The organism is Shewanella sp. HL-SH5, from assembly GCF_051163755.1.
GTDB classification, from domain to species: domain Bacteria; phylum Pseudomonadota; class Gammaproteobacteria; order Enterobacterales; family Shewanellaceae; genus Shewanella; species Shewanella glacialimarina.
Map to the genome: position 1 here is coordinate 3,155,753 of NZ_CP195038.1, position 26,613 is coordinate 3,182,365.

At 41.3% G+C, this 26,613-nt stretch carries 23 protein-coding genes; 17 read left to right on the forward strand and 6 right to left on the reverse strand.

Going from position 1 to position 26,613, the window contains the following annotated elements:
- The first annotated feature begins 7 nt into the window (after nt 1–7).
- Complete coding sequence (locus tag ACRWQM_RS13790) at nt 8–1,801, forward strand: aminopeptidase P family protein (protein WP_434930348.1); 1,794 nt, start codon at nt 8–10, stop codon at nt 1,799–1,801.
- A 274-nt stretch (nt 1,802–2,075) separates the two neighbouring features.
- Complete coding sequence (locus ACRWQM_RS13795; protein ID WP_226410836.1) at nt 2,076–3,377, forward strand: DEAD/DEAH box helicase; 1,302 nt, start codon at nt 2,076–2,078, stop codon at nt 3,375–3,377.
- Nucleotides 3,378–3,497: 120 nt separating this feature from the next.
- On the opposite strand, the gene ACRWQM_RS13800 is transcribed toward ACRWQM_RS13795, so the two are convergent.
- Together ACRWQM_RS13800 and ACRWQM_RS13805 are read right to left on the reverse strand one after the other, a co-directional pair.
- Nucleotides 3,498–3,887: a nuclear transport factor 2 family protein gene (locus ACRWQM_RS13800; RefSeq protein WP_434930349.1), complete on the reverse strand. Its 390-nt coding sequence runs from the start codon at nt 3,885–3,887 to the stop codon at nt 3,498–3,500.
- A gap of 36 nt (nt 3,888–3,923) precedes the next feature.
- Complete coding sequence (locus tag ACRWQM_RS13805; RefSeq protein WP_434930350.1) at nt 3,924–4,142, reverse strand: DUF6500 family protein; 219 nt, start codon at nt 4,140–4,142, stop codon at nt 3,924–3,926.
- A gap of 101 nt (nt 4,143–4,243) precedes the next feature.
- On the opposite strand from ACRWQM_RS13805, the gene ACRWQM_RS13810 reads away from it, so the two are divergent.
- The 5 genes from ACRWQM_RS13810 to ACRWQM_RS13830 all read left to right on the forward strand — a co-directional run bounded on the left by ACRWQM_RS13810 (nt 4,244) and on the right by ACRWQM_RS13830 (nt 10,927).
- Nucleotides 4,244–4,873: a peroxiredoxin-like family protein gene (locus ACRWQM_RS13810; protein ID WP_434930351.1), complete on the forward strand. Its 630-nt coding sequence runs from the start codon at nt 4,244–4,246 to the stop codon at nt 4,871–4,873.
- Nucleotides 4,874–5,015: 142 nt separating this feature from the next.
- On the forward strand, nt 5,016–7,061 hold the full coding sequence (locus ACRWQM_RS13815) for a sensor histidine kinase (RefSeq protein ID WP_434930352.1): 2,046 nt from the start codon (nt 5,016–5,018) through the stop codon (nt 7,059–7,061).
- Nucleotides 7,061–9,370 (forward strand): bifunctional diguanylate cyclase/phosphodiesterase, encoded by a 2,310-nt coding sequence (locus ACRWQM_RS13820; RefSeq protein ID WP_434930353.1) that lies wholly within the window; start codon nt 7,061–7,063, stop codon nt 9,368–9,370. The genes ACRWQM_RS13815 and ACRWQM_RS13820 overlap by 1 nt, the downstream gene beginning before the upstream one ends.
- A 97-nt stretch (nt 9,371–9,467) precedes the next feature.
- Nucleotides 9,468–10,100, forward strand: coding sequence for a DUF2913 family protein (locus tag ACRWQM_RS13825; protein ID WP_434928462.1), 633 nt, complete (start codon nt 9,468–9,470; stop codon nt 10,098–10,100).
- 143 nt (nt 10,101–10,243) lie between these two features.
- Nucleotides 10,244–10,927 (forward strand): substrate-binding periplasmic protein, encoded by a 684-nt coding sequence (locus ACRWQM_RS13830; protein ID WP_434928948.1) that lies wholly within the window; start codon nt 10,244–10,246, stop codon nt 10,925–10,927.
- A gap of 16 nt (nt 10,928–10,943) precedes the next feature.
- Here the strand turns inward: ACRWQM_RS13830 and ACRWQM_RS13835 are convergent, their stop codons facing one another.
- On the reverse strand, nt 10,944–11,516 hold the full coding sequence (locus ACRWQM_RS13835; protein ID WP_434928461.1) for a DsrE family protein: 573 nt from the start codon (nt 11,514–11,516) through the stop codon (nt 10,944–10,946).
- 84 nt (nt 11,517–11,600) lie between these two features.
- On the opposite strand from ACRWQM_RS13835, the gene ACRWQM_RS13840 reads away from it, so the two are divergent.
- From ACRWQM_RS13840 to ACRWQM_RS13860, 5 genes are all read left to right on the forward strand, one after another.
- Nucleotides 11,601–12,101, forward strand: coding sequence for a GNAT family N-acetyltransferase (locus tag ACRWQM_RS13840; RefSeq protein WP_434930354.1), 501 nt, complete (start codon nt 11,601–11,603; stop codon nt 12,099–12,101).
- Complete coding sequence (locus ACRWQM_RS13845; RefSeq protein WP_434928459.1) at nt 12,102–12,449, forward strand: DMT family protein; 348 nt, start codon at nt 12,102–12,104, stop codon at nt 12,447–12,449.
- 17 nt (nt 12,450–12,466) lie between these two features.
- Nucleotides 12,467–12,718: a DUF2960 domain-containing protein gene (locus ACRWQM_RS13850; protein WP_226410845.1), complete on the forward strand. Its 252-nt coding sequence runs from the start codon at nt 12,467–12,469 to the stop codon at nt 12,716–12,718.
- Between the two features lie 14 nt (nt 12,719–12,732).
- A complete protein-coding gene (locus ACRWQM_RS13855) occupies nt 12,733–13,242 on the forward strand; it encodes an RDD family protein (RefSeq protein ID WP_434928458.1) in 510 nt (169 codons plus the stop codon).
- A gap of 132 nt (nt 13,243–13,374) precedes the next feature.
- Nucleotides 13,375–14,070, forward strand: coding sequence for an aspartate/glutamate racemase family protein (locus ACRWQM_RS13860; RefSeq protein WP_434930355.1), 696 nt, complete (start codon nt 13,375–13,377; stop codon nt 14,068–14,070).
- Between the two features lie 114 nt (nt 14,071–14,184).
- Here the strand turns inward: ACRWQM_RS13860 and lptG are convergent, their stop codons facing one another.
- Both lptG and lptF read right to left on the reverse strand, forming a co-directional pair.
- Entirely contained in the window at nt 14,185–15,243 is a 1,059-nt protein-coding gene (lptG, locus tag ACRWQM_RS13865; protein WP_434930356.1) for an LPS export ABC transporter permease LptG, read from the reverse strand.
- A complete protein-coding gene (gene lptF / locus ACRWQM_RS13870) occupies nt 15,240–16,355 on the reverse strand; it encodes an LPS export ABC transporter permease LptF (protein WP_434928455.1) in 1,116 nt (371 codons plus the stop codon). The genes lptG and lptF overlap by 4 nt, the downstream gene beginning before the upstream one ends.
- Before the next feature lie 273 nt (nt 16,356–16,628).
- Here lptF and pepA point away from each other — a divergent pair, with 273 nt between their 5' ends.
- The 5 genes from pepA (at nt 16,629) to ACRWQM_RS13895 (ending at nt 23,857) form a co-directional block, all read left to right on the forward strand.
- The gene (pepA, locus tag ACRWQM_RS13875) at nt 16,629–18,137 is read left to right on the forward strand and encodes a leucyl aminopeptidase (protein ID WP_434930357.1); all 1,509 of its coding nucleotides are present in this window, start codon (nt 16,629–16,631) and stop codon (nt 18,135–18,137) included.
- Between the two features lie 149 nt (nt 18,138–18,286).
- Complete coding sequence (locus ACRWQM_RS13880) at nt 18,287–18,736, forward strand: DNA polymerase III subunit chi (protein ID WP_434930358.1); 450 nt, start codon at nt 18,287–18,289, stop codon at nt 18,734–18,736.
- 32 nt (nt 18,737–18,768) lie between these two features.
- Nucleotides 18,769–21,681 carry a valine--tRNA ligase gene (locus ACRWQM_RS13885; RefSeq protein WP_434930359.1) on the forward strand — a complete coding sequence of 971 codons (2,913 nt, stop codon included), beginning with the start codon at nt 18,769–18,771 and terminating at the stop codon, nt 21,679–21,681.
- A 154-nt stretch (nt 21,682–21,835) separates the two neighbouring features.
- Nucleotides 21,836–22,174, forward strand: a complete 339-nt coding sequence (locus ACRWQM_RS13890) for a PBPRA1643 family SWIM/SEC-C metal-binding motif protein (protein ID WP_226410853.1) — start codon at nt 21,836–21,838, stop codon at nt 22,172–22,174.
- A 150-nt stretch (nt 22,175–22,324) separates the two neighbouring features.
- Nucleotides 22,325–23,857 carry an MFS transporter gene (locus ACRWQM_RS13895; RefSeq protein ID WP_434928451.1) on the forward strand — a complete coding sequence of 511 codons (1,533 nt, stop codon included), beginning with the start codon at nt 22,325–22,327 and terminating at the stop codon, nt 23,855–23,857.
- A 220-nt stretch (nt 23,858–24,077) separates the two neighbouring features.
- Here ACRWQM_RS13895 and ACRWQM_RS13900 read toward each other — a convergent pair whose 3' ends face one another.
- Nucleotides 24,078–26,390, reverse strand: coding sequence for an OmcA/MtrC family decaheme c-type cytochrome (locus ACRWQM_RS13900; RefSeq protein WP_434930360.1), 2,313 nt, complete (start codon nt 26,388–26,390; stop codon nt 24,078–24,080).
- Nucleotides 26,391–26,613 lie beyond the last annotated feature (223 nt).

Genomic DNA, 26,613 nt, shown 5'->3' on the forward strand with positions numbered 1-26,613 from the left:
CCTTTTTATGTCTCAATCATCTGTTATTGCAGAGCGTGTTAGCGCCATTCGTCAGCAGCTTATTATCGAAAATATTGATGCTTTTATTATTCCTCGCGCAGATGAATATTTAGGTGAATACGTTCCAGCCAGAAATGAGCGACTACATTGGGCGACAGGCTTTACCGGATCTGCCGGCATGGCCATAGTGCTAAAAGACACCGCAGCCATTTTTACTGATGGCCGTTATACAGTGCAAGTGCCTCAGCAAGTGGATGGCGCACTGTTTCAGTATTTAAGTTTAACTGACGATCCACAAATTGACTGGTTAATCGACACGCTTGGTGCAGGCAGCAAAGTCGGCATCGATAGCCGTTTGCATACCTTAGCCTGGTACCAAAATGCTAAGTCTGAATTTAATAAAGCCGATATTGAATTAATCGATGTGCAGCAAAATCCGATTGATGTGCATTGGCATAATCGCCCTCAGCTGCCAACGTCACCTTTTACCTTGTTCAGCCATGAAGGTGCAGGTCGCAATAGCTTAGACAAACGCCAACAAATAGGCGCGTTAGTGAAAAAACAAGGTGCGGATGTCGCATTAATCGCCGCACTAGATTCATTTTGTTGGTTGCTGAATATTCGAGGTAACGATGTGCCACGCTTGCCGGTTATTTTAGGCTGCGCCCTATTAGCGACCAATGGTGACATGACCTTGTTCACTGACTTAGCTAAAGTGCCTGCTGGTTTTGCAGAGCATGTGGGCACAGGTGTTACCGTGAAAGATGAAGCTGAATTAGCTAAAGCATTAGCTGCGTTAACTGGGGTTAAATTATTAGCTGATCCTAACTCAGCTAACGCATTTTCACAGCTTCAAGCTCAAGCGGCTGGCGCAAAATTAATTGCCGGACTTGATCCTGTAGCTCTGCCTAAAGCACAAAAAAATTCCGCAGAACTTGCTGGTATAAAAGCCTGCCATATTCGTGATGGGGTTGCCGTATCGCGCTTTCTAGCCTGGTTAGACAGTCAAGTTGAACAAGGTATTATGCATGATGAAGCGGCTCTTGCTGAGCAATTAGAAAGCTATCGATTACAAGACCCACAATATCGCGAGCCTAGTTTCGATACCATTTCGGCAACGGGTGCTAACGCGGCTATGTGCCACTACAACCACAATAATGGCACGCCAAGCACCATGGCAATGAATAGTATTTACTTAGTGGATTCTGGCGCACAATACTTAGACGGCACCACAGATGTCACCCGTACAATAGCCATTGGTAATGTAACCGATGAACAGCGAAAAATGGTCACTTTAGTATTAAAAGGCCATATCGCCTTAGACACGGCACGTTTTCCTAAAGGCACTTCAGGTGTGCAACTCGATGCATTTGCACGCCAGTATTTATGGCAACATGGTTTTGATTATGATCACGGTACAGGCCATGGTGTGGGTCACTTTTTAAGTGTTCATGAGGGCCCACAACGCATTGGCAAAAACGTCAACGGCGTGGCGTTATTACCGGGAATGGTGTTATCCAATGAACCGGGCTATTACCGTACAAACGGCTTTGGTATTCGTATAGAAAACTTAGTGGTAGTGCAACACTGTGAAGCACTAAAAGGCAGTGAGCGTGAAATGTATGAATTTGATGCCATCACGCTTATTCCTATGGATGCACGTTTGATTGATAAATCACTACTCTCAACAAGTGAAATTAATTGGTTTAATCAATATCACGCCAAAGTACGTAAAACACTGACACCTCTTATGCAAGGTGATGATTTAATTTGGTTAAATAAAGTTACCGAGGCTATTTAAGCGCTTATTGCTACAATCTATAAACGGCGATCATCAACAGATCGCCGTTTATATTGGATAAAGTGTAAGAACTATACAAACTCTGTCGAAAAGTTTGTTATAATCCGCGCCCGTCAAAACACGTACGTTTGATACGCCAACATGCCTAACATTACTGATAATATCAGGCATTAATTGTGCGTAACTTATCCAAAAACATACGCTGTAATATACAAATATTGTAAAACTCCGCCGAATAAACTGTCGGCTTGATGCTTAATTAGGAACTGAAACCATGAAATTTGAATCTTTTAGCTTCGCACCTGAAATTTTACGCGCGATCGCTGAATGCGGTTATCAGACAATGACACCTGTTCAGCGCCAAGCCATTCCCGCTATTCGCCGTGGTTCAGACGTCTTAGCCAGTGCCCAAACGGGTACAGGTAAAACAGCTGCATTCGCCTTACCTATTTTGCAAAAAATGATGGAAAAGCCTAGAGCTGCGATAGCCTCTAATACTCGCGTGCTGATATTAACCCCAACACGCGAATTAGCAGCACAGGTTGCCGACAATGTTGCCGCTTACGGTAAACACATGAACATAAATGTATTAACCATTTATGGTGGCGTCAAGATGGAAAGCCAAGCTGCAAAACTGAAGCGCGGCACCGATGTTATCGTCGCCACGCCAGGTCGATTACTCGAGCACATTTTGTCGTGTAACTTAAGCTTATCTCACGTGGATTTTTTAGTGTTAGATGAAGCTGACCGTATGCTAGATATGGGCTTTAGTGCTGATATTGAAAAAATCTTGCAAGCGGTAAATAAGAATCGCCAGAATTTACTGTTTTCTGCAACCTTCTCTAACGCAGTAAAAAAACTAGCAAATGACATGCTAAACAAGCCTGTCATTATTTCTGCTAACGATCAAAATAGTACTGCGGATACCATTAGCCAAGTGGTTTATCCGGTTGAACAGCGCCGTAAACGCGAATTATTGTCTGAATTAATTGGCACGAAAAACTGGCATAAAGTATTAGTATTTAGTGCGACGCGCGCAGATACCGAGCAATTAGTGAAAGAGTTAAACCTTGATGGTATTCCGACCGCTGTGGTTCATGGTGAGAAATCTCAAGGTACACGTCGTCGTGCTTTACGTGAGTTTATGGAAGGTAAAATACGTGTATTAGTGTCGACAGAAGTCGCCGCGCGTGGTTTAGACATTCCTGACTTACAGTATGTGGTCAATTATGACCTGCCTTTCTTGCCTGAAGATTATGTGCATCGTATTGGTCGTACTGGTCGTGCGGGTAAGTCCGGGGTAGCTATCTCGTTTGTTAGCCGCGAAGAAGAACGTACACTTAATGATATTGAAAAGTTAATTGGCCAAAAAATTCGCCGTATTACAGTACCTGGCTATGAAGTCAGTAATCGTGAACTGCTACTTAAACAAATTCAAAAGCGTCGCAGTTTTGGTAAAAGTAAACAACGTGATGATGGTGCAAGCGCGCAAATGATTGCCGAAAAAAGCATGCAAGGCCGCCGTGTATCCGTTGGTCAATCTAAAGATGCTGTAAAGTATAAAAAGATTAAGTAACCATTCAACCATTGGCTGAGAAATCACCTAATATCACAAAGCGTAGGTAATTAACCTGCGCTTTTTTGTGACCGCAATAAATGAATTAATAAAGGCATTCATAATTAACAAGTTAAATCATTAGCCCATAAATGTCACACGTCTAATCAGTCCGGCTTCAACTTCATAAGCCGCAATCACTTTCACACTTCTATCAATGCAATTGACATCTTCACTAGCCGACTCTGCCAACTCGTGATCAACTAAATACTGTCCTTGGACAATGCGTTTTATAGAGGTGGCACAAAGGTATTTTAAACTGGCAAATTTAGCACCGTATTGTTCAATTAACTTTGCTTTACCTTGGTATTGTCGTCCGCCCGACAAAGTAAATATTTCGATATCATCATGATAGGTTGCAGCAAATGCGGCAATATCTCTGGCGTTATACGCTTGCAGTTGCTGGTCAATGAGCGCAATAGTGATCAATTCTTGTTCGGTAACACTCTGACCTGTAAATGATTGTTGCATAGCTACCTCTGATAAAAAGTTTTTAACACAGCTAAATTATTCACCCGCCTGAACCATAGCCAAAATCTTTACCGCCTTTTCAAAATGATCTAGTTGATGGGTTTGGATCCACCAGGTCGCCGCTTCCATTAATAATTCAGGATTATCATTTTTATTGGCAAAGAATGCATAAAAAGATAACCCGACATTAGTGCCTTTTTGGTCAATTTTTTTAAGGCAAACAGCCGCAATGATTTCTCTTAATGTGTGCCGCATTAACTACTCCTAATATTTATTTTACATCTACTGAAATAAACTAGCAGATACTCGGGTCTAGTTGGTCAACTGAATGCTATTTTACCTACTTAGGAACCTTTATGATCAATAAACTCGCACTCGCTGCGACATTGGCAATTGCCAGTTTAACCGCTGTAGCAAAACCAATCGCGCTAGATGAAAACAATATTAGCCCACTGCTTAATGGCCATGAAATACCTGATGTCACATTAACAACTGTTGAAGGCAAAGCCATTAATTTAAAAGAACTGGTTAGTCAAAAAAATACCATGTTCTTTTTCTACCGCGGTGGATGGTGTCCATTTTGTAATGTACAAATGGGGCAGCTACAAGCTATTGAGCCTAAGTTAATTGAAATGGGTATTCAGCTAGTAGGAATATCACCCGACTCGCCTGAAAAACTGCAAGCTTCAATGACAAAAAACAAACTTAATTACTTATTACTGTCAGATGAAAAAATGGCAGCTGCACAGGCGTTTGGCTTAGCGTTTTACACCAGCGATAAAGTCACCAAGTTGTACCAAGCAAAACTGGGCGTATCGAACACACTTCATAAAACTCCTGCGGGTGAAGCGCGTTTAGTGTTACCAGTGCCTGCCATCTATCTAAGCGATAAAACAGGTTTGATTCAATTTATGTATGCAAACCCTAATTATAAAGTCCGTGCAGCGCCTGAACTTATTTTAATGGCAGCCAGTTTAGTTGAATAAGCTCATTATTTAGCACCCACTTCCATGCTCCACTTTGGGTATAACAGCAATGCTGCTTATACCCTTTTTTTGATTGTTTTTTTATTCGCATTTAATTATCTTTTGCTACACTTAAGTCATTAAATCTACAAGAAATGTGATTATGGCTCGCAAATCTATTTTAACCCGGCTGAATAAAGTGTTTGCCTCAATAACAATACTGGTCATTCTTATTGCCAGTATTTTTGCTTACACCAGTCAAAAAATGCATATCACCAGTGACGCTATTTTGGACGCTGACTTGCCGTTAGAATTAGCTGTTGAGTCAATGAATACTACGCTAAAAGCAATGCAGACCAATGCTGCACTGTATTTGTTAGGGTATGAAGATCAAAAAATACAGTATCAGCAAAACTTTAACGCACTACAAAACATTCAACAGCAAATTACTGAAAAAAATTTACTTAGCTCCACAGAACAAATCGCTACATTTAATCGCATATACCACCTTAGCAATACGTTAAACCAGCAATATTTAACGCTGATATTTAATGCCTACCTACCCGCGGATGAAAATAACGCAAAGAGTATCGCGACTAATTTATTGATTAATACCGCGACCCCACTTGAGAAGATTATCCGCATGCGGGCCAATGATGAAATCAAAGGTTCTCAAGAAAACTCTGATGAAGATGAGTTACGCTATGATGACATTCCCGCTATTCAATATTATTTGCAAATGGTCGATGAAGCGGGTGATATGCAGAGCGCATTTGCAAGATATCTATTAAATGATCAATATGCTAAACAAGAGTTTGATGATAAAGCAGCTAATTTTTTACAATGGCTGCAATTATTGGAGCCATTAGAACAAGATGAAGATGAATTAAAAGACATTATTTACATCAAACAGTTATTCCAACAGCTAGTCAATGACGGGCATCGTTTATTCCAACTCTATAACCCTCAGGTTTTAGCTTCTGCTACAGATGCTTTTCATAATATGAAAAGTAACCAAATCGTAGAAATTGAACAGCAAATGGCTGTATTAATAAAAACGACTTCAAACCAGGTTATTCGCCAGTTAGAAGACTTAAAAAATACTAATATGAATAGTATTATTCTATTGGCTATTTTCGCTGCCATAACCATCATACTGCTCATTTCATTAAGCTTTTATGCAAAAAAAACTATCTACTTGCCGATTGCTAATTTAGCTCAATCTGTTGATGCATTACGTCTTGGTGAGCGGAATATTCAATTTAAACATAATGATGATGAACTGGGAGATGTGTTTACCAATGTGGCCAAATTCCAACATGATTTACGCCAGCTTGATGTACTACAACAGAATAAAACTGCTTATAAGCGACAGTTAGAGCTTGAAAGAGACAAACTTCAGCAAGCTATTGAACACTTGACGCAAGCGCAAAAAAAACTGATTAATAGTGAAAAAATGGCTTCGCTTGGTGCACTTGTCGCCGGGATAGCCCATGAGATAAATACTCCAATAGGTATAGCCGTCACCATCAGTTCTACCTTTGATTCACGTGTAAGGGAATTTGTTAATCAAGCAAAAACTGGGCTACTTAACCTGTCTGATTTAGAGGTCTTTGAGCAGGAAAGCCTAGAAGGCCTAAGTATTATGCAACGAGCATTGGATAGGGCTGCAGAATTAATTCATAGCTTTAAGCAGGTGGCCATAGATCAATCAAGTGAAAAACGGCGTGAATTTTTACTCGATGAAATGCTAGATGAAGTGTTTAATACTTTAAAGCATCAAATAAAACGTTCGCCGTACAATATCCGTATTGATTGCCCGCCAGATATACTGTTGAATAGTTTTCCAGGACCTTTTGGGCAAGTTATCACTAACTTATTTAATAATGCTATTTTGCATGGATTTAATGGTGCCGATACCGGTGAGATTAACGTTAAAGTGACCCATGAAGAAAACAATAAGGTAAAAATTAAATTTAGTGATAACGGTGTCGGTATTCCAATCGCTAACATTGATAAAATATTTGATCCCTTCTTCACCACAAAATTAGGCCAGGGAGGGTCAGGACTTGGAATGAACATTGTTTATAACATCGTTAATACTATTTTAGGCGGTGATATTAGTGTGCATAGTCGAAATGGAACGACGTTTACAATTACGATACCTATTGTTGCGCCGAAGGAATTACCACACAAGGAGAGTAAGTGATGTCTGATTTTTTCTTGAAAATCATCAATGATAAATCTTTAAAATCCAGTGATTCGCCCTCCAATGGCATGGAAAAAACCAACACCTCAGCTGCAAATGTTGAGCCTTGGATTATTGGTATTATTGATGATGAACCATCAATGCATGAAGTCACTAAATTAGCGTTATCTCGGGTAGAAATACTCGGTCGCCCGCTGACTTTTGTGAGCGCTTTTAGTGCTGATGAAGGTTACGAACTTATCAGAAACCATCCTAACATGGCGCTAGTATTACTCGATGTAGTGATGGAAACCGAAGACGCAGGTTTAAAATTAGTAAAGCGTATTCGGCAAGAACTTAAAAATAAGTTCTTGCAAATCATTCTTCGCACTGGGCAGCCGGGGTTTTGCCCCGAAGAAAAAGTCATTATTGACTATGAAATAAACGCTTATAAGACTAAAAGTGAACTCACTAGAGCAAAGCTATTTACTGTATTAGCGGCAGGTATTCGCAGTTATCGACAAATCACCGCATTAGAAAAAAGTCGACAAGGCTTGCGTGCGGTTATTGATGCCTCTTCAAATTTACTGCAAGAACGTTCTGTTTTCGATTTTTCTAGCGGAGTGTTGAATCAAATTGGTGCACTGTTCGACATTGAGGCCGAAAGTATTTTTTGCGTCTCTCAGCGACCACAAAATGGTCCATCAGCCATTATCAGCAGTCAAAGCGATGATTATATTGTGGTTGCAGCCAGCCATAAATATCAACCTTTGTTTGGTAAAGGGCTAACTAAGCTTGATAAAACAGACCGTGCTATTCAATCGGTTTATCAGGTACTTGAACAAAAATCCCATTTATTTAACGATGAATTCAGTTGCCTCTATTTATCAACGCCTTCACTTTGGGAAGGTGTGATTGTGGCAGAAAAAGCTGAAAAACTAAAAGATGTCGACCAAGAATTACTGCAAGTTTTTTGCATGAATGTCGCAGTAGGATTAGAAAATGCCAAATTTTTTAACTATTTAAATAAAGCCGCATACTTAGATGAAGTGACTGGATTATATAGTCGTGCAGGGTTTATTGATCACGCAAAAGCTTTTCATCAGCTGCATGGGGACAATATTTGTCTATATTTACTGGATGTAGACTACTTCCATAATATTATAGAAAGTTTAGGATATGAGTTTGGTAACAAAATCCTAAAACGTATTTCTAGCCATTTAATATCTTCTTACGGTGAGGACGTGCTAATTGCTCGGTTACATTCTGACGTGTTTGCATTGTTATTACCCAATGGCATAATTAAACCACAAGACATAGCACTAAGAAGCTCCTTCCCGTTTAACATTGATGAGCACTCTATTAGGCTAGGTATGACGGTTGGCGCAGCAAAGCTCAGCAAAGAGTTGATGCTTGAGGGGCTGTACCAAACGATTAATAATAATGGCAAACGTACATTTGATGCGGCGTTATTATTACGTCATGCCGAAATAGCGCTTAAAGTAGCCAAAGAAAATCGTCGCGGTTCCGGTCAGCTATTTGATCAACATTATGAAGTAGATTCACATAAAAGAATGAATCTGCTTAACGATCTTCGCCAGGCTATTACTCAGCAGGAACTGTTCTTAGTGCTGCAACCTAAAGTGCATACTACCAACGAAAATATTATTGGTTATGAGGCACTATTACGCTGGAATCATCCACTGAAAGGTCCCATTCCACCGAATGCATTTATTCCCGCAGTGGAAAAGTCAGGCTTATATTATGATGTAGACTTATATGTTGCTAAAGCGGCCTGCCAGTTGCTTAATGATTACCCACAAATAACTCACCCTATTTCGATTAACCTATCAGCAAACTCGCTGAAGCATGAAACCTTTGTTGATGAATTGTATGCGATTTTTGAACAAGCCAATATAAGCTTAAGTCGAGTTGAATTAGAAATCACTGAAAATGCTTTAATCCATTCCGATTCCGCGATTAAAGAATTAGATAAACTGGCAGAGTATGGGTTTACTATTTGTTTAGATGATTTTGGAGCTGGATATTCGTCATTAGGTTATTTACTCCGCCTGCCACTGCACACGATTAAAATTGATCGTGCGTTTGTGTCGCATTTAGTCGGTAACATTAATGCACAAATAGTCTTAGAAGGCATTATTCATATGGGGATTAAACTGGGTAAAGATATGGTCGTTGAAGGTATTGAAACAGAACAACAGCTGGCATTGGTAAAAAAAATGGGCGCTGACGTAATTCAAGGCTTCTATTTTTTCAAACCTTTATCCATTGAACAAATTCTCAATTTATCAGACCAATATCAGATATAAAAATGTCAGAATAGCTTAAGTCCAAGTACACTATACATTAACGACAAGATCACTCTGTATTAACGATATAGCATTTACACTGGAACATTGAAACAGCATGACTGAAACCTATAACTCAGCAGTACTTAATTTGGCTGTCACTGGCATACATGATTTAACCGAATCGAATAAACAACACAAGGGTGTTCGCACTCCGGCACAAGAAAGCCACTTTTTATGCAGTTGGATGGTCGATTCTCTCAAAACAAAACGCTTTTCAAAACTGGTTGCTGAAGATTTAACTCAATGGATCCGTCTTGGTAGAAGCCAAGGTGCTGGCGCCCAGCTAAAGCAACTACTCGAACGCATCGTTCTACAATATCAAGATGCTAAAACCGCTAAACTGGGTGAGGCATTAGATGCATTGCTAGCCGATTTTAGCCAAAAAAGCTGGTTAGTCGTGACCGACACGCCATTATCAAGCAAATTAAAATTAGACGGCGATGGCCAATCAAGCGTGGTGATTTGTGCTGAACAGATGAAAAATCATCGCAAAGACGCAGAGTTATTAAAACCAATAGCATTGTATGTCAGGGGCGATGAAAATGTGCTTGCAGAAATAGCATTACAGCATGGCTTATTAATAAGCCAGGCAAATAAAAAAACCACTTTAATTAAACACCACAAAACCTATCTAATCATCCCACAAAACCAACATCTTAGCTTGTGTTTGCTTGCAAGGCTAAAGTAGTCACATTTTGTAATAAAAAAGGTTGAATAATTGCTTCAAGCTGATATATCTATTAACAGGTTGTTTTCAAAAAAGGATAACTCTTGAAGCCTTTACTTTGTACCTTATCATTAACATTTTGTTTAATATTTTCCAGTCCTGGTATGGCCGAAGCAGTGTTAAAATACAATGTTAATGGCTCTAGCAGCTGGGTACCTTATTACGTACCTAATCAGCCAGAACATCCAGGGATTCTTGGTGAACTAGTACCTCAGCTTTTAATTCAGGCTAAAATAGGCAGTGAAAAACAAAATTATCCGCCAAAGCGCACAAACCAAGCATTAGATAGCGGCCTACTCGATTTTGATCTAGTCAGCCCTAGCTGGTTCCCAAATGAAGATATGGGAGACAAATTTGTTACCTCTGATCCTATTATTAACATTCAAGAAAATATCATTACCCTGAAAGAAAATGCTGTCGCATGGCAAAATATCGACAGCATTAAAGGTCAAGTCATTGGTACAGTGAGAGGTTATTTGTACCACGATGATGCCTTCTTTACGCGATTCGACTTTACCTCTGAGCGAGAGCTGATCAAAGCACTACACAAAAAACGCATTAACGCGGCTATATCAGGTGATTTGCCTGCTTTATATTGGAGTAAGCAACTTAATCTTCCCATCACACTAGCAACGGTTCATTCAGATGGTGTATTAGTCATGCGTCTTAGAAAAGAGCATAAAGATTTATTGCCAAGGATCAATGCGGCTATCGCCATTTTAAAAGCCAATGGCACAATTAAAACGATCACCGACAAATACACCCTCCACGCGATATTAAGTGAATAAACTTAGCCAAATAACACTAAAAAGGATTCAGGCTATATCCTTGCTGCGCTAATACGGCATGTGCCGTTAACGCAGATAATGCCATCTCAACATTTGGCAATAAATCATCCTGACCAATACCATAATATGCCGCGGTTTGGCCGCATACATAAAATTTCACCTGGTATTTACTCAGTTCAGCAATTAATGGCTTATTCGCATTGGGCGTATTTTTATGGGTTTGCTGGTACATCGCATTGTTGGTCATATCCATCGCGGCTTTACCATGTACAACTAAAGCTAACTCTATATCCTCAGGTTTAACGCCAACGGCCACATGCATATTGATAAATCGAGCCAAAGTATCAATCTGTCTATTCACCTCACCAGCGTTTGCTGGTGAACCGAGGTCAAATGCGACTTTAAATTTCATATTTTGTGGGATAACTAATTGACTATCAACCTCTGCAATTTTACCAAACTCTTTAATTACAGTGCCGGGTTTAAAAGCGGCTAATCCTGATGTGGCATAGCTGTTTTGGCTAAATGGCAGTAGCATTAAAAGCACAAGGCTGCTAAATATTTTCACTCGGTTAGATGTTTGGTACATAAAATCTCCTGCGGTTGTAAAAGTTGCTCATCCGTTGTTATCACAGATATACTCATTGCTGATTTATTGGTTGAAAGCGTGATCATGAAGATAAGACAAATTACCCCCAAAGATTGGCCTGCCATTATGACTATTCAAGCCAACTGTTACCATGACGTAAATCCTGAGCCATTGGAAGTCATGCAAAGTAAATGGCATTTATCACCACTGAGTTGCTTAGTATTAGAGCATAATGATCACATTGTAGCTTATATACTTTGCCACCCTTGGCCAAAGGGCGATGCCCCCAAGTTAAATACCATATTAACAGCAACACATGACACTCAATCCTTATACATACATGACATGGCTGTATCACCCTCTGCACAGGGGTTAGGTGTAGCCAAACAGCTCGTTAACCACACCATACACGCGTCTGCTGAACAAGGCTTTTCTGGCATCGGTTTAGTGGCTATTCAAGGGGCGAGTGAGTTTTGGCAGCGCTATGGCTTTAAACCTTTTAATGATGTTAACCCTGCATTATTAACGTCACTAGCCAGTTATAGCAACGATGCTTGTTATATGTTCCTTCAGGGCAATAACTAGATGAATCCGACGTTAACAACAATAGGCCTTTTGTGTCTGAGTAATATTTTTATGACGTTTGCTTGGTATGGTCATCTGAAAACCATGAATAGTAAACCTTGGATAATTGCTGCCTTAGTCAGTTGGGGAATAGCCTTATTCGAATATTTATTACAAGTTCCGGCAAATCGTATTGGTTATACCGTAATGAACGTGGGACAATTAAAGATTCTGCAAGAAGTGATTACTTTAAGCTTATTTGTTCCCTTTGCGGTGTTCTATCTCAAAGAACCACTCAAGCTAGATTATCTTTGGGCAGGTTTATGCATTCTCGGTGCAGTATATTTTATTTTTAGAAGCGACATATGATCGCGTGAGGATTGTGAATGGCACGCCAAGTGATTTATACCTTTAAAGGCAAAACCAAAACTATTGCGTTTAGTTATGACAAACACCATGACCTTTATGAAGCTGCGGCAGAAGCCGAAGGGATCGATTTAACCCGTTTTCTGGCGATGGAACAACAAGTGGCTTTGACCTCTAAAAAAGGTGCTAAAGCGGAAAAAGAATTTCGTCAAACTGAATTTGCACGCTTTGGTTTTACTAGCATTAAATTTGTTCGTGAAGAAGAAGTATAAGAAGGCTAATTGATATGTTAAATGCAGAACACGCCAATTTTCCCCGTGCAAGTTTTGTACGACGTTTAGGGGCAATGATTTATGACGCCTTGCTTGCTGTCGCGGTATATATGATTGCTGGCGCCATAGGCTTTGGGGTTTTCTACGGTTTATATACCACTGGAATAATTTCATTAGGTGGCTATGAACATATATCAGATACACTGAATAACACCCCTGTTTATCAAGGTATTTACCAGCTATGGTTGGCCTTATGTGTGGGTGGCTTTTATGCACTATTTTGGAGTAAAGGCGGCCAAACTCTTGGCATGAGAGCCTGGCGTTTGAAAGTGCAACATCCTAACGGCCAGAACCTGAGTTTTATTACTGCTTGCGCCCGTGTTGTTTGGTCAATATTAGGACTAGGCAACCTATTTATTTTATTGAATAGCGACAAATTAGCCTTACAAGATAAAATGACTCGGTCTGAAATAGTCATATTATCTGTTGAAGCGAATCAAATGCGCAACTGGCATGGTGCTTAACGCTATCCTGATATAGTGCTAATTCTATCTGTATTATTAAATACGCGCTTCGGCGCGTTTTTAGTTTTACACCTACTGTAATTGTCATTGTACTAGGCTTAATACTGATACCTGACCATAAGGACATATCAAATGAAAACAATAGGGTTAATTGGCGGCATGAGCTGGGAAAGCACTCAAAGCTATTATCAAGTGATTAATCAGTCGATTAAGCAGAGGTTAGGCGGATTACATTCAGCAAAAGTGATTCTTTTTAGTGTTGATTTTGCTGAAATTGCCGCCCTACAAGCCAAAGGTGACTGGCAAAGTGCTGGAGAAATCCTTGCTGACGCAGCACATAAATTATCACTTATTGGTGCCGATGCCATTGTGGTGTGTACCAATACCATGCACAAAGTAGCCCCACAAATTGAGGCTGGTATTAATATCCCTCTGCTGCATATTAGTGATGCTACTGGGCAGAAATTAGTTAACGATCAGATAACTAAAGTGGGCTTATTGGGCACTCAATTCACTATGGAACAAGCTTTCTATAAAACACGTCTGTCGCAAAACTTCCCGATTGAAATTATCACCCCAGATCAGCAAGACAGAGAAACGATTCATCGCATTATTTATCAAGAATTGTGTTTAGGGAAAGTATTGCCTGAGTCTAGAAAGACATACTTGGATATAATCGATAAATTGGCACAGCAAGGGGCGCAAGCAATTATTCTAGGCTGCACAGAAATAGGCTTACTGGTTAAACAAACAGATACATCTATACCGCTTTACGATACCGCCCTGATCCATGCAGAAGCTGCGGTTGAATTTATGCTGAGAAAATAAAGCGACATAGATGAATTGAATCACTATATTATTCGATTGTACTCAGCTAATCAAAAAACTAAAAAGGCCACATTAAGTGACCTTTTTAGTTTGTTATCATAAGCTGAGGGTAATTTACTTCCTGATATAGTAAAAGGCCAAACTGGTAAATAAAATACTTGGAGTAACAGCACCAACCACAGCAGGAAGATCATACACCATACTCATAGGACCAAATATCTGATTACTGATGTAAAAACTAAATCCCGCCACCACACCGAGTAATACCCTAGCCCCCATGGTCACTGTACGCAAAGGACCAAATACAAATGACAAGGCAACCAGCATCATCACTGCAACGGTTATCGGCTGCATTATCTTGCGCCACAACGCCAATTCATATCGGCTAGGGTCTTGTTGATTCACTTCCAAATACTCTAAATATCCCAGCAGCCCTTGAATAGACAACGCTTCGGGTTTAACCGATACCACCCCAAGTTTGTCAGGGGTTAAGGTTGAACGCCATTGCTCTGTTGGCGTTTCAACCAACTCAATGCGGTCCTCAGACAAATGAGTGGTTGTCACTTCAGTTAGCTGCCATTCATCTTGTTTAAAATCAGCATGTTTAGCCTGGGTTAATTGTACTAATTTTGACTGTTCATCAAACTTATATAAGGTAATATTATTAAGCTTATTAATATCTTGCACTTCACCGATATTGACAAATAAATCACCGTCTTTGGCCCAAATACCTCGATCTGATTTAATTAAACTACCGCCGGATATTTTCGTTGCCTGTAGCTCTTTAGCAGATTGCTCTGCCACTGGCGCGCCCCACTCGCCTAAAGCCATAACCATTATCATCAAAGGAATAGCCGTTTTCATCGCTGACATAGTGATTTGTAAACGCGACATGCCTGATGCTTGCATAACAACAAGCTCAGAATTAGACGCTAGCATTCCCATACCAATGAGTGCGCCAAGCAATACCGCCATAGGGAAAAACATTTCAATATCGCGCGGCACTAAATACAGCACATAAACACCGGCATCCATCATGCTATAACTACCACGGCCCACAAGCCTAAGCTGATCAACCCATTTAATAATCCCTGACAGCCCTGTTAAAACTAACAAACACAGTGCTGAGGTAGTTAAAATTATCCGTGAAATATATAAATCAATTATGTTCATGCGCTCACCTGCTTATTACGTTTAAACAGGCTTAAAAATCTGACACTGGCCGGCCTTTCTTTGCTGAGTAACAATATACCCATTACAAGGGCGCAACCATGTATCCACCACATGCCTAAATACAATGGAATAACTTCATCTTGCAGCGCTTTACGTCCAGCCACCATTAACCCAAAATAACCTAAATACAGTAAAATAGCGGGGAACATTTTAGCGAACTTGCCCTGACGAACATTGACTCTTGCCAAAGGCACTGCGATTAATGTCAGTAGCGGAATAGATAGCGGAATAGCCAAACGCCACTGGAACTCAGCAACGGCTTCTGGGCCAGGAGTGTCGAGTAATTCATTAATAGGCATAGCAGAAAGCTTACGGCTGCGCTCATCCACCTCTTGCTCTTTTATTTCCATTTTATAGCCGCCAAACTCAATGATTTGATAATTCATTGCATTGGGGCTGCCCTGATAGCGTAAACCACTTTCAAGCTTTAACTGCTGGCTACCAAACTCATCCTCAATCACTTTACCTTGCTGTGCCACAACAATATTGGTTAGCCCCTGCTCATCGCCAACTTCCGGTAACTGAGCGACAAAAACCTTACCTAATTGATTGTCTTTACTAATTGTTTCAACAAAGAGTACCGCACGGCCATTAGGACTGGTTTGAAAACGCCCTTGAGTTAATGCTGCTAGCCCGGCCTCAGATTGAGCTTGTTCAAGCACTTGGTTTTGCCTTTCTTCCGCCCACGGGGACACATAAATAGCCAAATAAGCAGTAAATATCATATTAACTATGGCTAAAATCATTGTGACTCTGGTGACATATAACTCACTTACACCCACACCGTGTAACACCACCATTTCATTTTCAGCATACATTCGCCCATGGGCAAGCAATATTCCCAAAAAGAAACTTAACGGCAAAATTAACACGGTTAATTGAGGCAGATTTAGCCCTAAGAGGGTTAATACCAAAGAAGCTGGGAACTCGCCATCAGAGGCATCCCCTAAAACACGAACAAATTGTTGACTAATAAAAATAGTTAACAGTACGGTAAGCACGGCTAACTGTGCCTTTAAAACTTCACCAATTAAGTATCTAAATACAATCACAAATAGGATCCAAGGGCTAAACGTATCTTTTTACTGGAATCAGAGGCACTTTCATGTAAACTGTTTACTTTTAGCAGTTTTGATAGTTTTCTGACCAGCTCGTAAGGTGCAACACAGCTAGCATTCAGCCAAATTAAGCCGCATTTTCATAACGCTTATTTTGTCTATATACCAGTAGCTTATCACCTTTAATTTGATCTGTGGCCTTTAAGCCTTAATATGAACATTATCTTATAAATATAAAAATTTGTCTTTAAGAATCTAGGAGTGCTCATGGAGTTTAGCGTAAAGAGCGGTAGCCCCGAAAAACAACGTTCAGCATGTATTGTTGTGGGTGTATACGAACCTCGCCGTCTATCTGGCATAGCAGAGCAGTTAGATAAAATTAGTGAAGGTTACATCAGTAATCTTCTTCGTCGTGGCGACCTAGAAGGTAAGCCAGGACAAATGTTATTACTTCACCATGTCCCGAACGTGTTGAGTGAGCGTGTATTATTAGTGGGTTGTGGCAAAGAGCGCGAATTAGATGAGCGTCAATACAAACAAATTATCACAAAAACCATTAATACCTTAAACGAAACGGGCTCAATGGAAGCGGTATGCTTTTTAACTGAGCTACACGTTAAAGGCCGCGATACCTACTGGAAAGTACGCCAAGCAGTAGAAACCACCCAAGCCAGTTTATATAGCTTTGATGCGCTTAAAACCCGTAAAGGTGAGACTCGCCGTCCACTGCGTAAGATGGTCTTTAATGTGCCGACACGCAAAGAACTGACCATAGGCGAGCGCGCTGTAGAACATGGTATGGCGGTGTCTGCTGGTATGCATTTGTGTCGTGACGTGGCAAATATGCCACCTAACATTTGTAATCCAGCTTACCTTGCATCGCAAGCCCGTCAAATGGCTGAAACCTATGAAACATTGAAGGTATCAACTGTTGGCGAAGAACAAATGGCCAAGTTAGGGATGAATTCATACTTAGCAGTAGGCCGTGCCAGTGCCAACGAATCTATAATGACCATTATGGAATATCACGGCGCGGTAGATAGCACTCAAAAACCGATTGTACTTGTTGGCAAAGGCTTAACCTTTGACTCTGGTGGTATTTCATTAAAGCCTGGTGAAGCCATGGACGAAATGAAGTACGACATGGGCGGCGCAGCAGGTGTTATTGGTGCAATGAAAGCATTGTGTGAAATGAAGTTACCCATCAATGTGATTGGTGTACTGGCTGGCTGTGAAAACATGGTTTCAGGTAGCGCATATCGTCCTGGCGATATTCTCACCACTATGTCAGGCCAAACCGTTGAAGTGTTAAACACCGACGCTGAAGGTCGCTTGGTACTATGTGATGTATTAACTTACGTTGAGCGTTTTGACCCTGAACTAGTGATCGATACGGCCACCCTCACCGGTGCCTGTGTGATAGCATTAGGCAAACATGCTTCAGGTTTATTCAGCTCACATAACCCACTTGCACATGAAATGTTAAATGCAGGTGAGCAAAGTGGTGACCGCGCATGGCGCATGCCATTATGGGATGAGTATCAAGACTTACTAGACAGTCCTTTTGCTGATATGACTAACCTAGGTGGTCGTCCAGCGGGAGCGATATCTGCTGCATGCTTCTTGTCTCGCTTTGCCAAAAAGTACAATTGGGCCCATTTAGATGTGGCAGGTACTGCCTGGAACAGCGGCGCAAATAAAGGCTCAACCGGTCGTCCGGTACCGATTTTGACTCAGTTCTTAATTAATCGCTCAGGTATTGATATCAACGAATAAGTTGGTTTTAATATCGGTTAATATTGAAAAGGTGAAGAAGCAATTCTTCACCTTTTTTGTTATTAACACCATAGCGTTTAGCCATTAACCTCAATAACATTTTAGTGTAAACTCACCACTATCTTAACCTCTGCAAACAGCATCGACTTATGACTCAAGCATTGTTTTATTTAATGCCAGAAAATAGCCAGCAAACAAGTGCTTTAGATGCGCTTTATTTGGCTGCTTGTAGGTTAGCCGAACAACACTATAGACAGCAAAAACAAGTTTATATTCATTGCCAAGACAAACAACAAGCCTATGCAATTGATGAATTATTGTGGCAATTTGAGCCAAGCAGTTTTGTGCCTCATAATTTGAAAGGTGAAGGCCCTGTGACGGGTTCGCCGGTTGAAATTGGTTTTGATACCCTAGGACCCAATAAAAGTCGTCAAGTTCTGATTAATCTTGCAGACCAAGCCCCCCAATTTGCGGTAAACTTACCGCATATTATCGATTTTGTGGCTAATGATGACACACTAAAAAGCATAGCAAGAAAACGCTATCGTGATTATCAAACGCTTGGGTGCCAAGTGACTACCCAAGCATTAGCCGAATAAACACTAAATTTAGATTGAGATAAAACGCCCCCATGGAAAAAACATACGATCCTAAGTCTATCGAACAAACGCTTTACCAAAATTGGGAAGAGCAAGGTTACTTCAAGCCACACGGTGATGAATCACAAGGCAATTACTGCATTATGATCCCACCACCTAATGTGACAGGTAGCCTGCACATGGGTCATGCATTCCAAGACACCATTATGGATACTCTGACTCGCTACCAACGCATGAAGGGCAAAAACACCCTGTGGCAAGTGGGTACCGACCACGCCGGTATTGCCACCCAAATGCTGGTTGAGCGTAAACTTGAAGCTGAAGAAGGTAAAACTCGTCACGACTTAGGCCGTGATGCATTTATCGATAAAGTATGGGACTGGAAAGAACAGTCTGGCGGCACGATTACCAAGCAACTTCGCCGTATGGGCGCGTCGGTTGATTGGGACAGAGAACGTTTCACCATGGACGAAGGCCTGTCTAAAGCCGTCCAAGAAGTGTTTGTTCGCCTGTATGATGACGAACTAATCTATCGTGGTAAACGCCTAGTAAACTGGGATCCAAAGCTTCACACTGCTATTTCTGATTTAGAAGTGGAAAACAAAGAAAAACAAGGCCACATGTGGCACTTTCGCTATCCATTAGCAGAAGGCGCATTAACCAGCGATGGTAAAGATTATCTAGAAGTGGCAACAACACGTCCTGAGACCATGCTAGGTGACAGCGCAGTGGCTGTGCATCCAGATGATGAACGTTATCAATCATTGATCGGTAAGTTTATTCACCTGCCAATTGTTAATCGTTTAATTCCGATTGTGGCCGACGACTATGTTGATATGGCATTTGGTACTGGTTGTGTAAAAATCACCCCAGCCCATGACTTTAATGACTATGAAGTCGGTAAGCGTCACGCCCTGCCTATGTACAACATTTTCACCTTAGATGCAGCAGTTCGCGCTTTTGTTGAAGTGATTAACACCGATGGTACCCCAAACAAAGACATCGAAATGGCGCTGCCAGAGCGTTACGTGGGTCTTGACCGTTTTAAAGCCCGTGATGCTATCGTGGCTGAATTTGACACGTTAGGTTTACTTGGCAAAATCGACCCACACGGCTTGAAAGTACCCTATGGCGATCGCTCAGGCGTGGTGATTGAGCCATTACTGACCGATCAATGGTATGTGGCAGTTCAATCAATGGCAAAAACAGCCATTGAAGCGGTAGAAACTGGCGAAATTAAGTTTGTGCCGCAGCAATACGAGAACATGTATTTCTCGTGGATGCGCGACATTAACGATTGGTGTATTTCACGTCAACTTTGGTGGGGACACCGAATTCCAGCTTGGTACGATGAAAACGGTAAAGTGTACGTTGGCCGTAACGAAGCAGAAGTGCGTGCTAAGCACAAACTTGCCGACTCTGCCGTACTGCGCCAAGACGATGACGTACTCGACACTTGGTTTAGCTCGGCTTTATGGACATTCTCAACCTTAGGTTGGCCTGACAATTTAGAAGATTTAAAAACCTTCCACCCAACGGATGTGTTGGTCACAGGTTTTGACATCATTTTCTTCTGGGTTGCCCGCATGATCATGATGACCATGCATTTCATCAAAGATGAAAACGGCAAACCACAAGTGCCTTTTAAAACCGTTTACGTTACTGGTCTTATCCGTGATGAAGTCGGCAATAAAATGTCTAAATCAAAAGGTAACGTGCTTGACCCATTAGACATGATCGACGGTATCGAGCTTGAAACCTTAGTTGAAAAGCGTACTGGCAACATGATGCAGCCACAACTGGCTGCAAAAATTGAAAAGAGTACTCGCAAAGAATTTGCCGATGGCATTGAAGCCCACGGCACAGATGCTCTGCGCTTTACTTTAGCAGCCATGGCCTCAACGGGTCGTGACATCAATTGGGACATGAAGCGTCTTGATGGTTACCGCAGTTTCTGTAACAAGTTATGGAACGCATCACGTTACGTGTTAATGAACACTGAAGTGCAAACCGATCCTGAAAGCAATGAAGCGGGCGAGCCGTTAGATTGCGGTCAATTATTAGTTGATGGCAAACCAGGCGCTATGGAGTTGTCATTAGCCGATCGTTGGATCATTGGTTTATTTAACCAAACGGTCAAAACCGTTGAAGATCACATGGCAGCTTACCGTTTCGACTTAGCCGCGAATACTTTATACGAGTTCACCTGGAACCAATTCTGTGACTGGTATTTAGAATTAACTAAGCCTGTGATGCAAAATGGCACTGAAGCGCAAATGCGCGGCACTCGCCACACTTTGGTTAATGTGCTTGAAAAAATGCAGCGCCTAATGCATCCCTTTATGCCATACATTACCGAAACGATTTGGCAGCGCGTTAAACCACTTGCTGGCGTAACCGGTGACACGATCATGCTAGCGCCGTTCCCAACGTATCAAGCAGATCAAGTTGATGCAACGGCAATGGCGGACCTTGAATGGGTTAAACAAGTGATTGTTGCTGTACGTAATATTCGTGCAGAATTGAATATCGCCCCTTCTAAGCCGCTTAATGCATTACTGCGTGGCGTAAGCTATGAAGATCGTATTCGTCTTGAAGCTAACCAAACATTCTTTGCAAGTTTGGCTAAACTAGAAACTATGACGATTCTTCTAGAGGGTGAAACCGCGCCTATGTCGAGCACTCAGTTAGTCGGCAGTATGGAGTTATTAATTCCAATGGCGGGCTTAATCGATGTCGGTGCCGAAATCGCCCGTATCGATAAGCAACTTGAAAAACTAGGTCAGGAAATTAGCCGTATTGAAGGCAAATTATCCAATGAAGGTTTTGTGGCTAAAGCCCCTCCTGCGGTTATCGATAAAGAGCGTGAAAAGCTAACAGGCTTAAGTCGTGATATCGACAAGCTCAATGAGCAGAAAATTGAGCTCGCTAAAATAGAAGCTTAATCAAGTAATAACATTGCAACAAAAACCAGCGATGCGTCGCTGGTTTTTTATTTAACGATTATTTAGTACTAAACTAAAACTTTAATATCTCATTTTGCGTTTTTGCTGTATAAGCTTGCGCCAATATCATCATTCTATTTAATGGGTCACCACCATGTCTGATAAGTACTTTTTCAAAGGGCGTAGAACGCCAAAGCCAGCCTATGGCGAAAGTGGCTATAACACTAAACGCGCGACTAAACCGGGTACAGAGATTTCACCTTTACTTTTATCAGTACAAACTGAAGCACGTAAAGTGGAAGTTGCTGCCATTGTTGCCGAGCAACAGTTGTTTGCTAACATCACGGTTGATGCCGACAAAGCTGAAAACATTATTGAGTTAACTGGCTTACTTAATAAACCTAAAGCGGTTAGTTTTGAGGCTAAGCCAAATAGAAATGACGTTTGTTCATGTGGCAGTGGTAAAAAATATAAGAAGTGTTGTGGCGCTTAATCAATAGCACAATTGCATGCTTATTAGCGACAAACTGAAGCGGATCACATGATCCGCTTTTTTATTGCCTTTGGAATTTATCCAGAACTTAGGTAGAGTGTCTGTCGTTAACAATCTAACGGTGTAAAACATAAAATAAAAGGGTGACTTATGAGCACTAATTCACACTCAGGCAATGACCTAAGTGAAGTAAAACAATTGGGAATGTGGGCTTCTATCACTAGCCTTGGCTATATTTTCTGGCTTGTGGGCGGCATGGAACTTGTCGAACGCATTGCCTATTATGGCGTCAAAGCCAGTGCTGGCTTATATGCTAAATCGCCGGTTTCTGAAGGTGGTTTAGGGATAGACCTTCACGACTACGGGATCATTCTTGCGGTTTGGGCAATGCTGCAAACGTTTATACCTGTGATCACTGGCGGGATTTCAGATCGCGTCGGCTATAAAGAAACTATTTTTGCCTCAACAATTATCAAAATCATGGGCTACCTCACCATGGCATTGTTCCCTGATTTTTGGGGCTTTATGTTTGGTGCAATGTTATTAGCCGCCGGTACAGGGGTATTCAAACCAGGTATTCAAGGCACCTTAGTGTTGTCGACCAAACGAGAAAATACCTCTATGGCCTGGGGCATATTTTACCAAGTGGTTAATATTGGTGGCTTCCTTGGACCATTAGTTGCTGTGCACATGCGTCAATTATCTTGGGACAACGTGTTCTATGCCTGTGCGGCAATTATCTCATTAAACTTTTTATTCTTATTAGCCTATAAAGAGCCTGGCAAAGAGGAGCGAATCGAACGAGCACGTAAAGTAAAGTCTGGTGAAATCCATCAAGAAGCACTGTGGAAAGATGCGCTACATGAGCTTAAAAAACCAGTGGTAATATACTATATGCTCGTGTTTGCCGGTTTCTGGTTTTTATATAATTCATTATTTGATGTATTACCTATCCATATTGCCGAATGGGTTGATACCAGCATTATTGTCACCTCACTGTTTGGCCCAGAAGGCACTAGTAACGGTATTCTACAGTTCTGGTTAGGCTTAAATAATGAAGGCACCAAGGTGATGCCCGAAGGTATGCTGAACTTAAATGCAGGCATGATTATGACTACCTGCTTTTTAGTCGCCGCTTTTACCGCTAAGTACCGTATCACCACAGCAATGCTGGTGGGCTGTATTCTCAGTATCCTAGCAATCATGTTGGTGGGTGTATTTAACGCTGCATGGATGATTGTACTGGCAATTGTGATGTTTTCTTTTGGCGAAATGATGATTAGCCCAAAGAAAAATGAGTTTATGGGTAACATTGCCCCAGAAGGTAAAAAAGCCATGTACTTAGGCTTTGTGATGCTACCGCAAGGGATTGGTTGGACATTAGAAGGCTATTTTGCCCCTAAGCTTTATCAAATCTACGCGTCAAAGGAAATTATCTCACGTAATGAGTTAATAACTAGAGGCATGAGTCAAACAGATGTAGATGCAATTCCACAAGGTGAAGCATTCATGCGCTTAGTTGATTTTACCGGCATAGAAGCCCAACCGCTTACGCACATGTTATATGAGGCGAATAACATAGGTATGGCTTGGTATATTATCGGTGCAATTGGCATTATCTCTGCCGTAGGTATTTTTATTTATGGTAAGTGGTTGCTAAAAATGCAGCATAATCAAGCATAAAAATGTTAAATAGGCAATTTGGGTGGAATCATAAGTCCATCAAAAGAATAACCTCATAACACGGTAAATAATAAAGGGAGATGCTAAATGCATCTCCCTTAGGTTTTTTGAAGTATTCAGTCGCTATTTAGATAGCATGGCAATGATAAAGTCTGATCTCATTACCGACTTATTCACTTCTAAGATTATTTAATAAACCATATTAACTTTATGTTGTGAATTAATGTGCACCTCCCATATGGACCTTATCGATGCCATAAGTTTTGCCTTCTGCATGACAAGTTGCACACGACTCCACAGGTAAGTTAGCTGTTGTGGCAGGACGACCTTCCACATATGCTCCATTACTTTCAAAGTGAGCTAAAGCAGAACTTTTGATGTGACAAGAGCGGCAAGATTCAGCAACCGGAGAAACAAATTGCGTTCCTGCTGAATTCACAGCAATTGCACGTTTACCTGACGTTAAACCACCATCAGCGGCAAATATGCTGACATCTTCTTTGTGACATGCTGAACATTGTGTAGCAACTGCAGGGTAACCTTCAGTTTCCATATCCGCATTCAAATGAATTGCAGGGAAACCACGATTGTCATCCCATAGACCACTATGGAAGCGATGTGAAACAGTCATTAAGTCACGGTTGCTATAAGTTAGTCCCTCAACTAAAGCAAAAACGGGGACACCATCAGCATCAACTGCATCCGTTTTGTACTCAACAGTGCCATGGTATGAACCACCCCAAGTATTGTTGTGACAACCCATACATTGGTCAAAACGCTCGTTACCATAATGTTTTGCAATACCTAACGATGTATGACAAGAGCTGCATTTTGCTTCGTCAGCACTCACCATAGAAGGAACGCTTTGACGAGCAATATTGGCACCTGAACCGTCTGCATTAGCTAAGTTCCAATATGCAGTGTCCATTGTCACGGCAACATACTCAACCGCGAATTGTTCTTCTCCTACTGTATTTTTACACTTAATTAGCTTCGCTTTCTCATCAGCACAAACTGAAAAACGAGGTGTAATGGCAATACTCTTACCAGCCACGTTAAAGTTAGCCACTTTAGTGACGACAAGCTTGCCACCAGCAGAAACAACACCGTTTAGATTTAGAGATGTACCCACGAAATAAGTGCCATCGGCGTCAACTGTACCTGTTTTGATTTCGTCATAATTGGCATAAGGACCAAAATCGAAGCCATCAACAATAGGTTGACCATCGATACTTACATCAAGAGTAATACTCATTTGATCTTGCATAACACCGCTAACATCAACAGCATCTTCTGCATAAGTAATATTACTAACCGCAAACACAATAGAGTCAGTCGCCATTGCACGCACGCCAACATTATGAGCTTCACTTGGGCTTAAGCTACCTGCGCCATGACAACCAGAACATACTGCATCACTTGCTGGCACAATACCCCTATGGTTTACACCAGTGGTTAAGTCTACGTTCACGTGACACGATAAACATGCTTCAGCATAAATATTTTCATTCCACTGCTGACCATTATCATGACAAGCGGTACATTCATTGAGTTCAGATGGAAAACCGATTTCACCAAACATCTCTTTGGCTTCACCAGTCAGAGAGTCTGCAATATGGTGACCTGCATGGATAGTGTGGATCATAGCATTGAAGTTTGCATTGAAGCCTTTTTCAGGATCGTCCTGCCCACCCGCATACGCTGGATTATGACAAGCTACGCAATTTTCAACTTTTTGGTAATTATGATGAGCACCAATATTGGCTATACGCATATCGGTATCAGCATAGCCATCCATTGGGCTGTGACACTTAATACAGGCAGCATTTGATACCGCATCTTTGGATGAAACAGCTAGCTCACCAGTTGCAGGAATGAAGTCTAGTGGGGTCGATAATATTTTATCTGATACAGCAGCCCCATCAGACATGGTCACATCGTAAGCGCGAATAAACACACGAACTAAATCGCCCGCATCGCCACTTGCTAGTACCACAGGCGCATTGCCATCATGCGCCCAAGAACCCGTATAAGTACCAGGATTAGCTGGGTCCTCAACTAATGTACAAGCATCGACTAAAGCGCCTCCTCGTGCTGCGGCTGTACCCGTTAAGGTACAATACATGCTACTACCAAAATCATTGGCAAGTGCATGGTTGGTCCATAGCATTGGCGCACCTGTATCAGTAGTATTAGCTGATTGACTCATCACATATAAGGCGACTTTATCAAGCCCCGAATATGGAACGTCCGCTCCACCCACTCCTTTACCTGTTACAGTAAATTTAACATTAAATGGATCAGCACCTACTACGACAATATCTGTAGGAGCCAGTGTTAAGTTAAAGTCATAGGCATTGTCAACTGTTGTAACGACCGAACCCGCTGGTGTACCCGGTGTTCCAGGGGTTCCAGGTGTGCCCGGAGTACCCGGTTCTCCTGCAGCACCATCACTGCCGTCAGAGCCACAACCTGTTACACCCAATGCAGCAATAAACGCCGCAGCAAGTAATGTTCGATTATAATTTTTCATCTTAAATCCCCCGATTTAATGAAGTATGCTTTTTTGCATACTTAAACTATAAAAAAAAACCTTACTTTATGCGTGGTATATATACTGGAGATGTGAACAAAAGTTAAAATTTCGTTAAATGAAATTTACAATTTCGTATTTGGGGATTTCAATAATAATAATTCACTATTACTGAATATGTAATTCACTGATAAGAATTGTTAACAACAACTTCACACATATA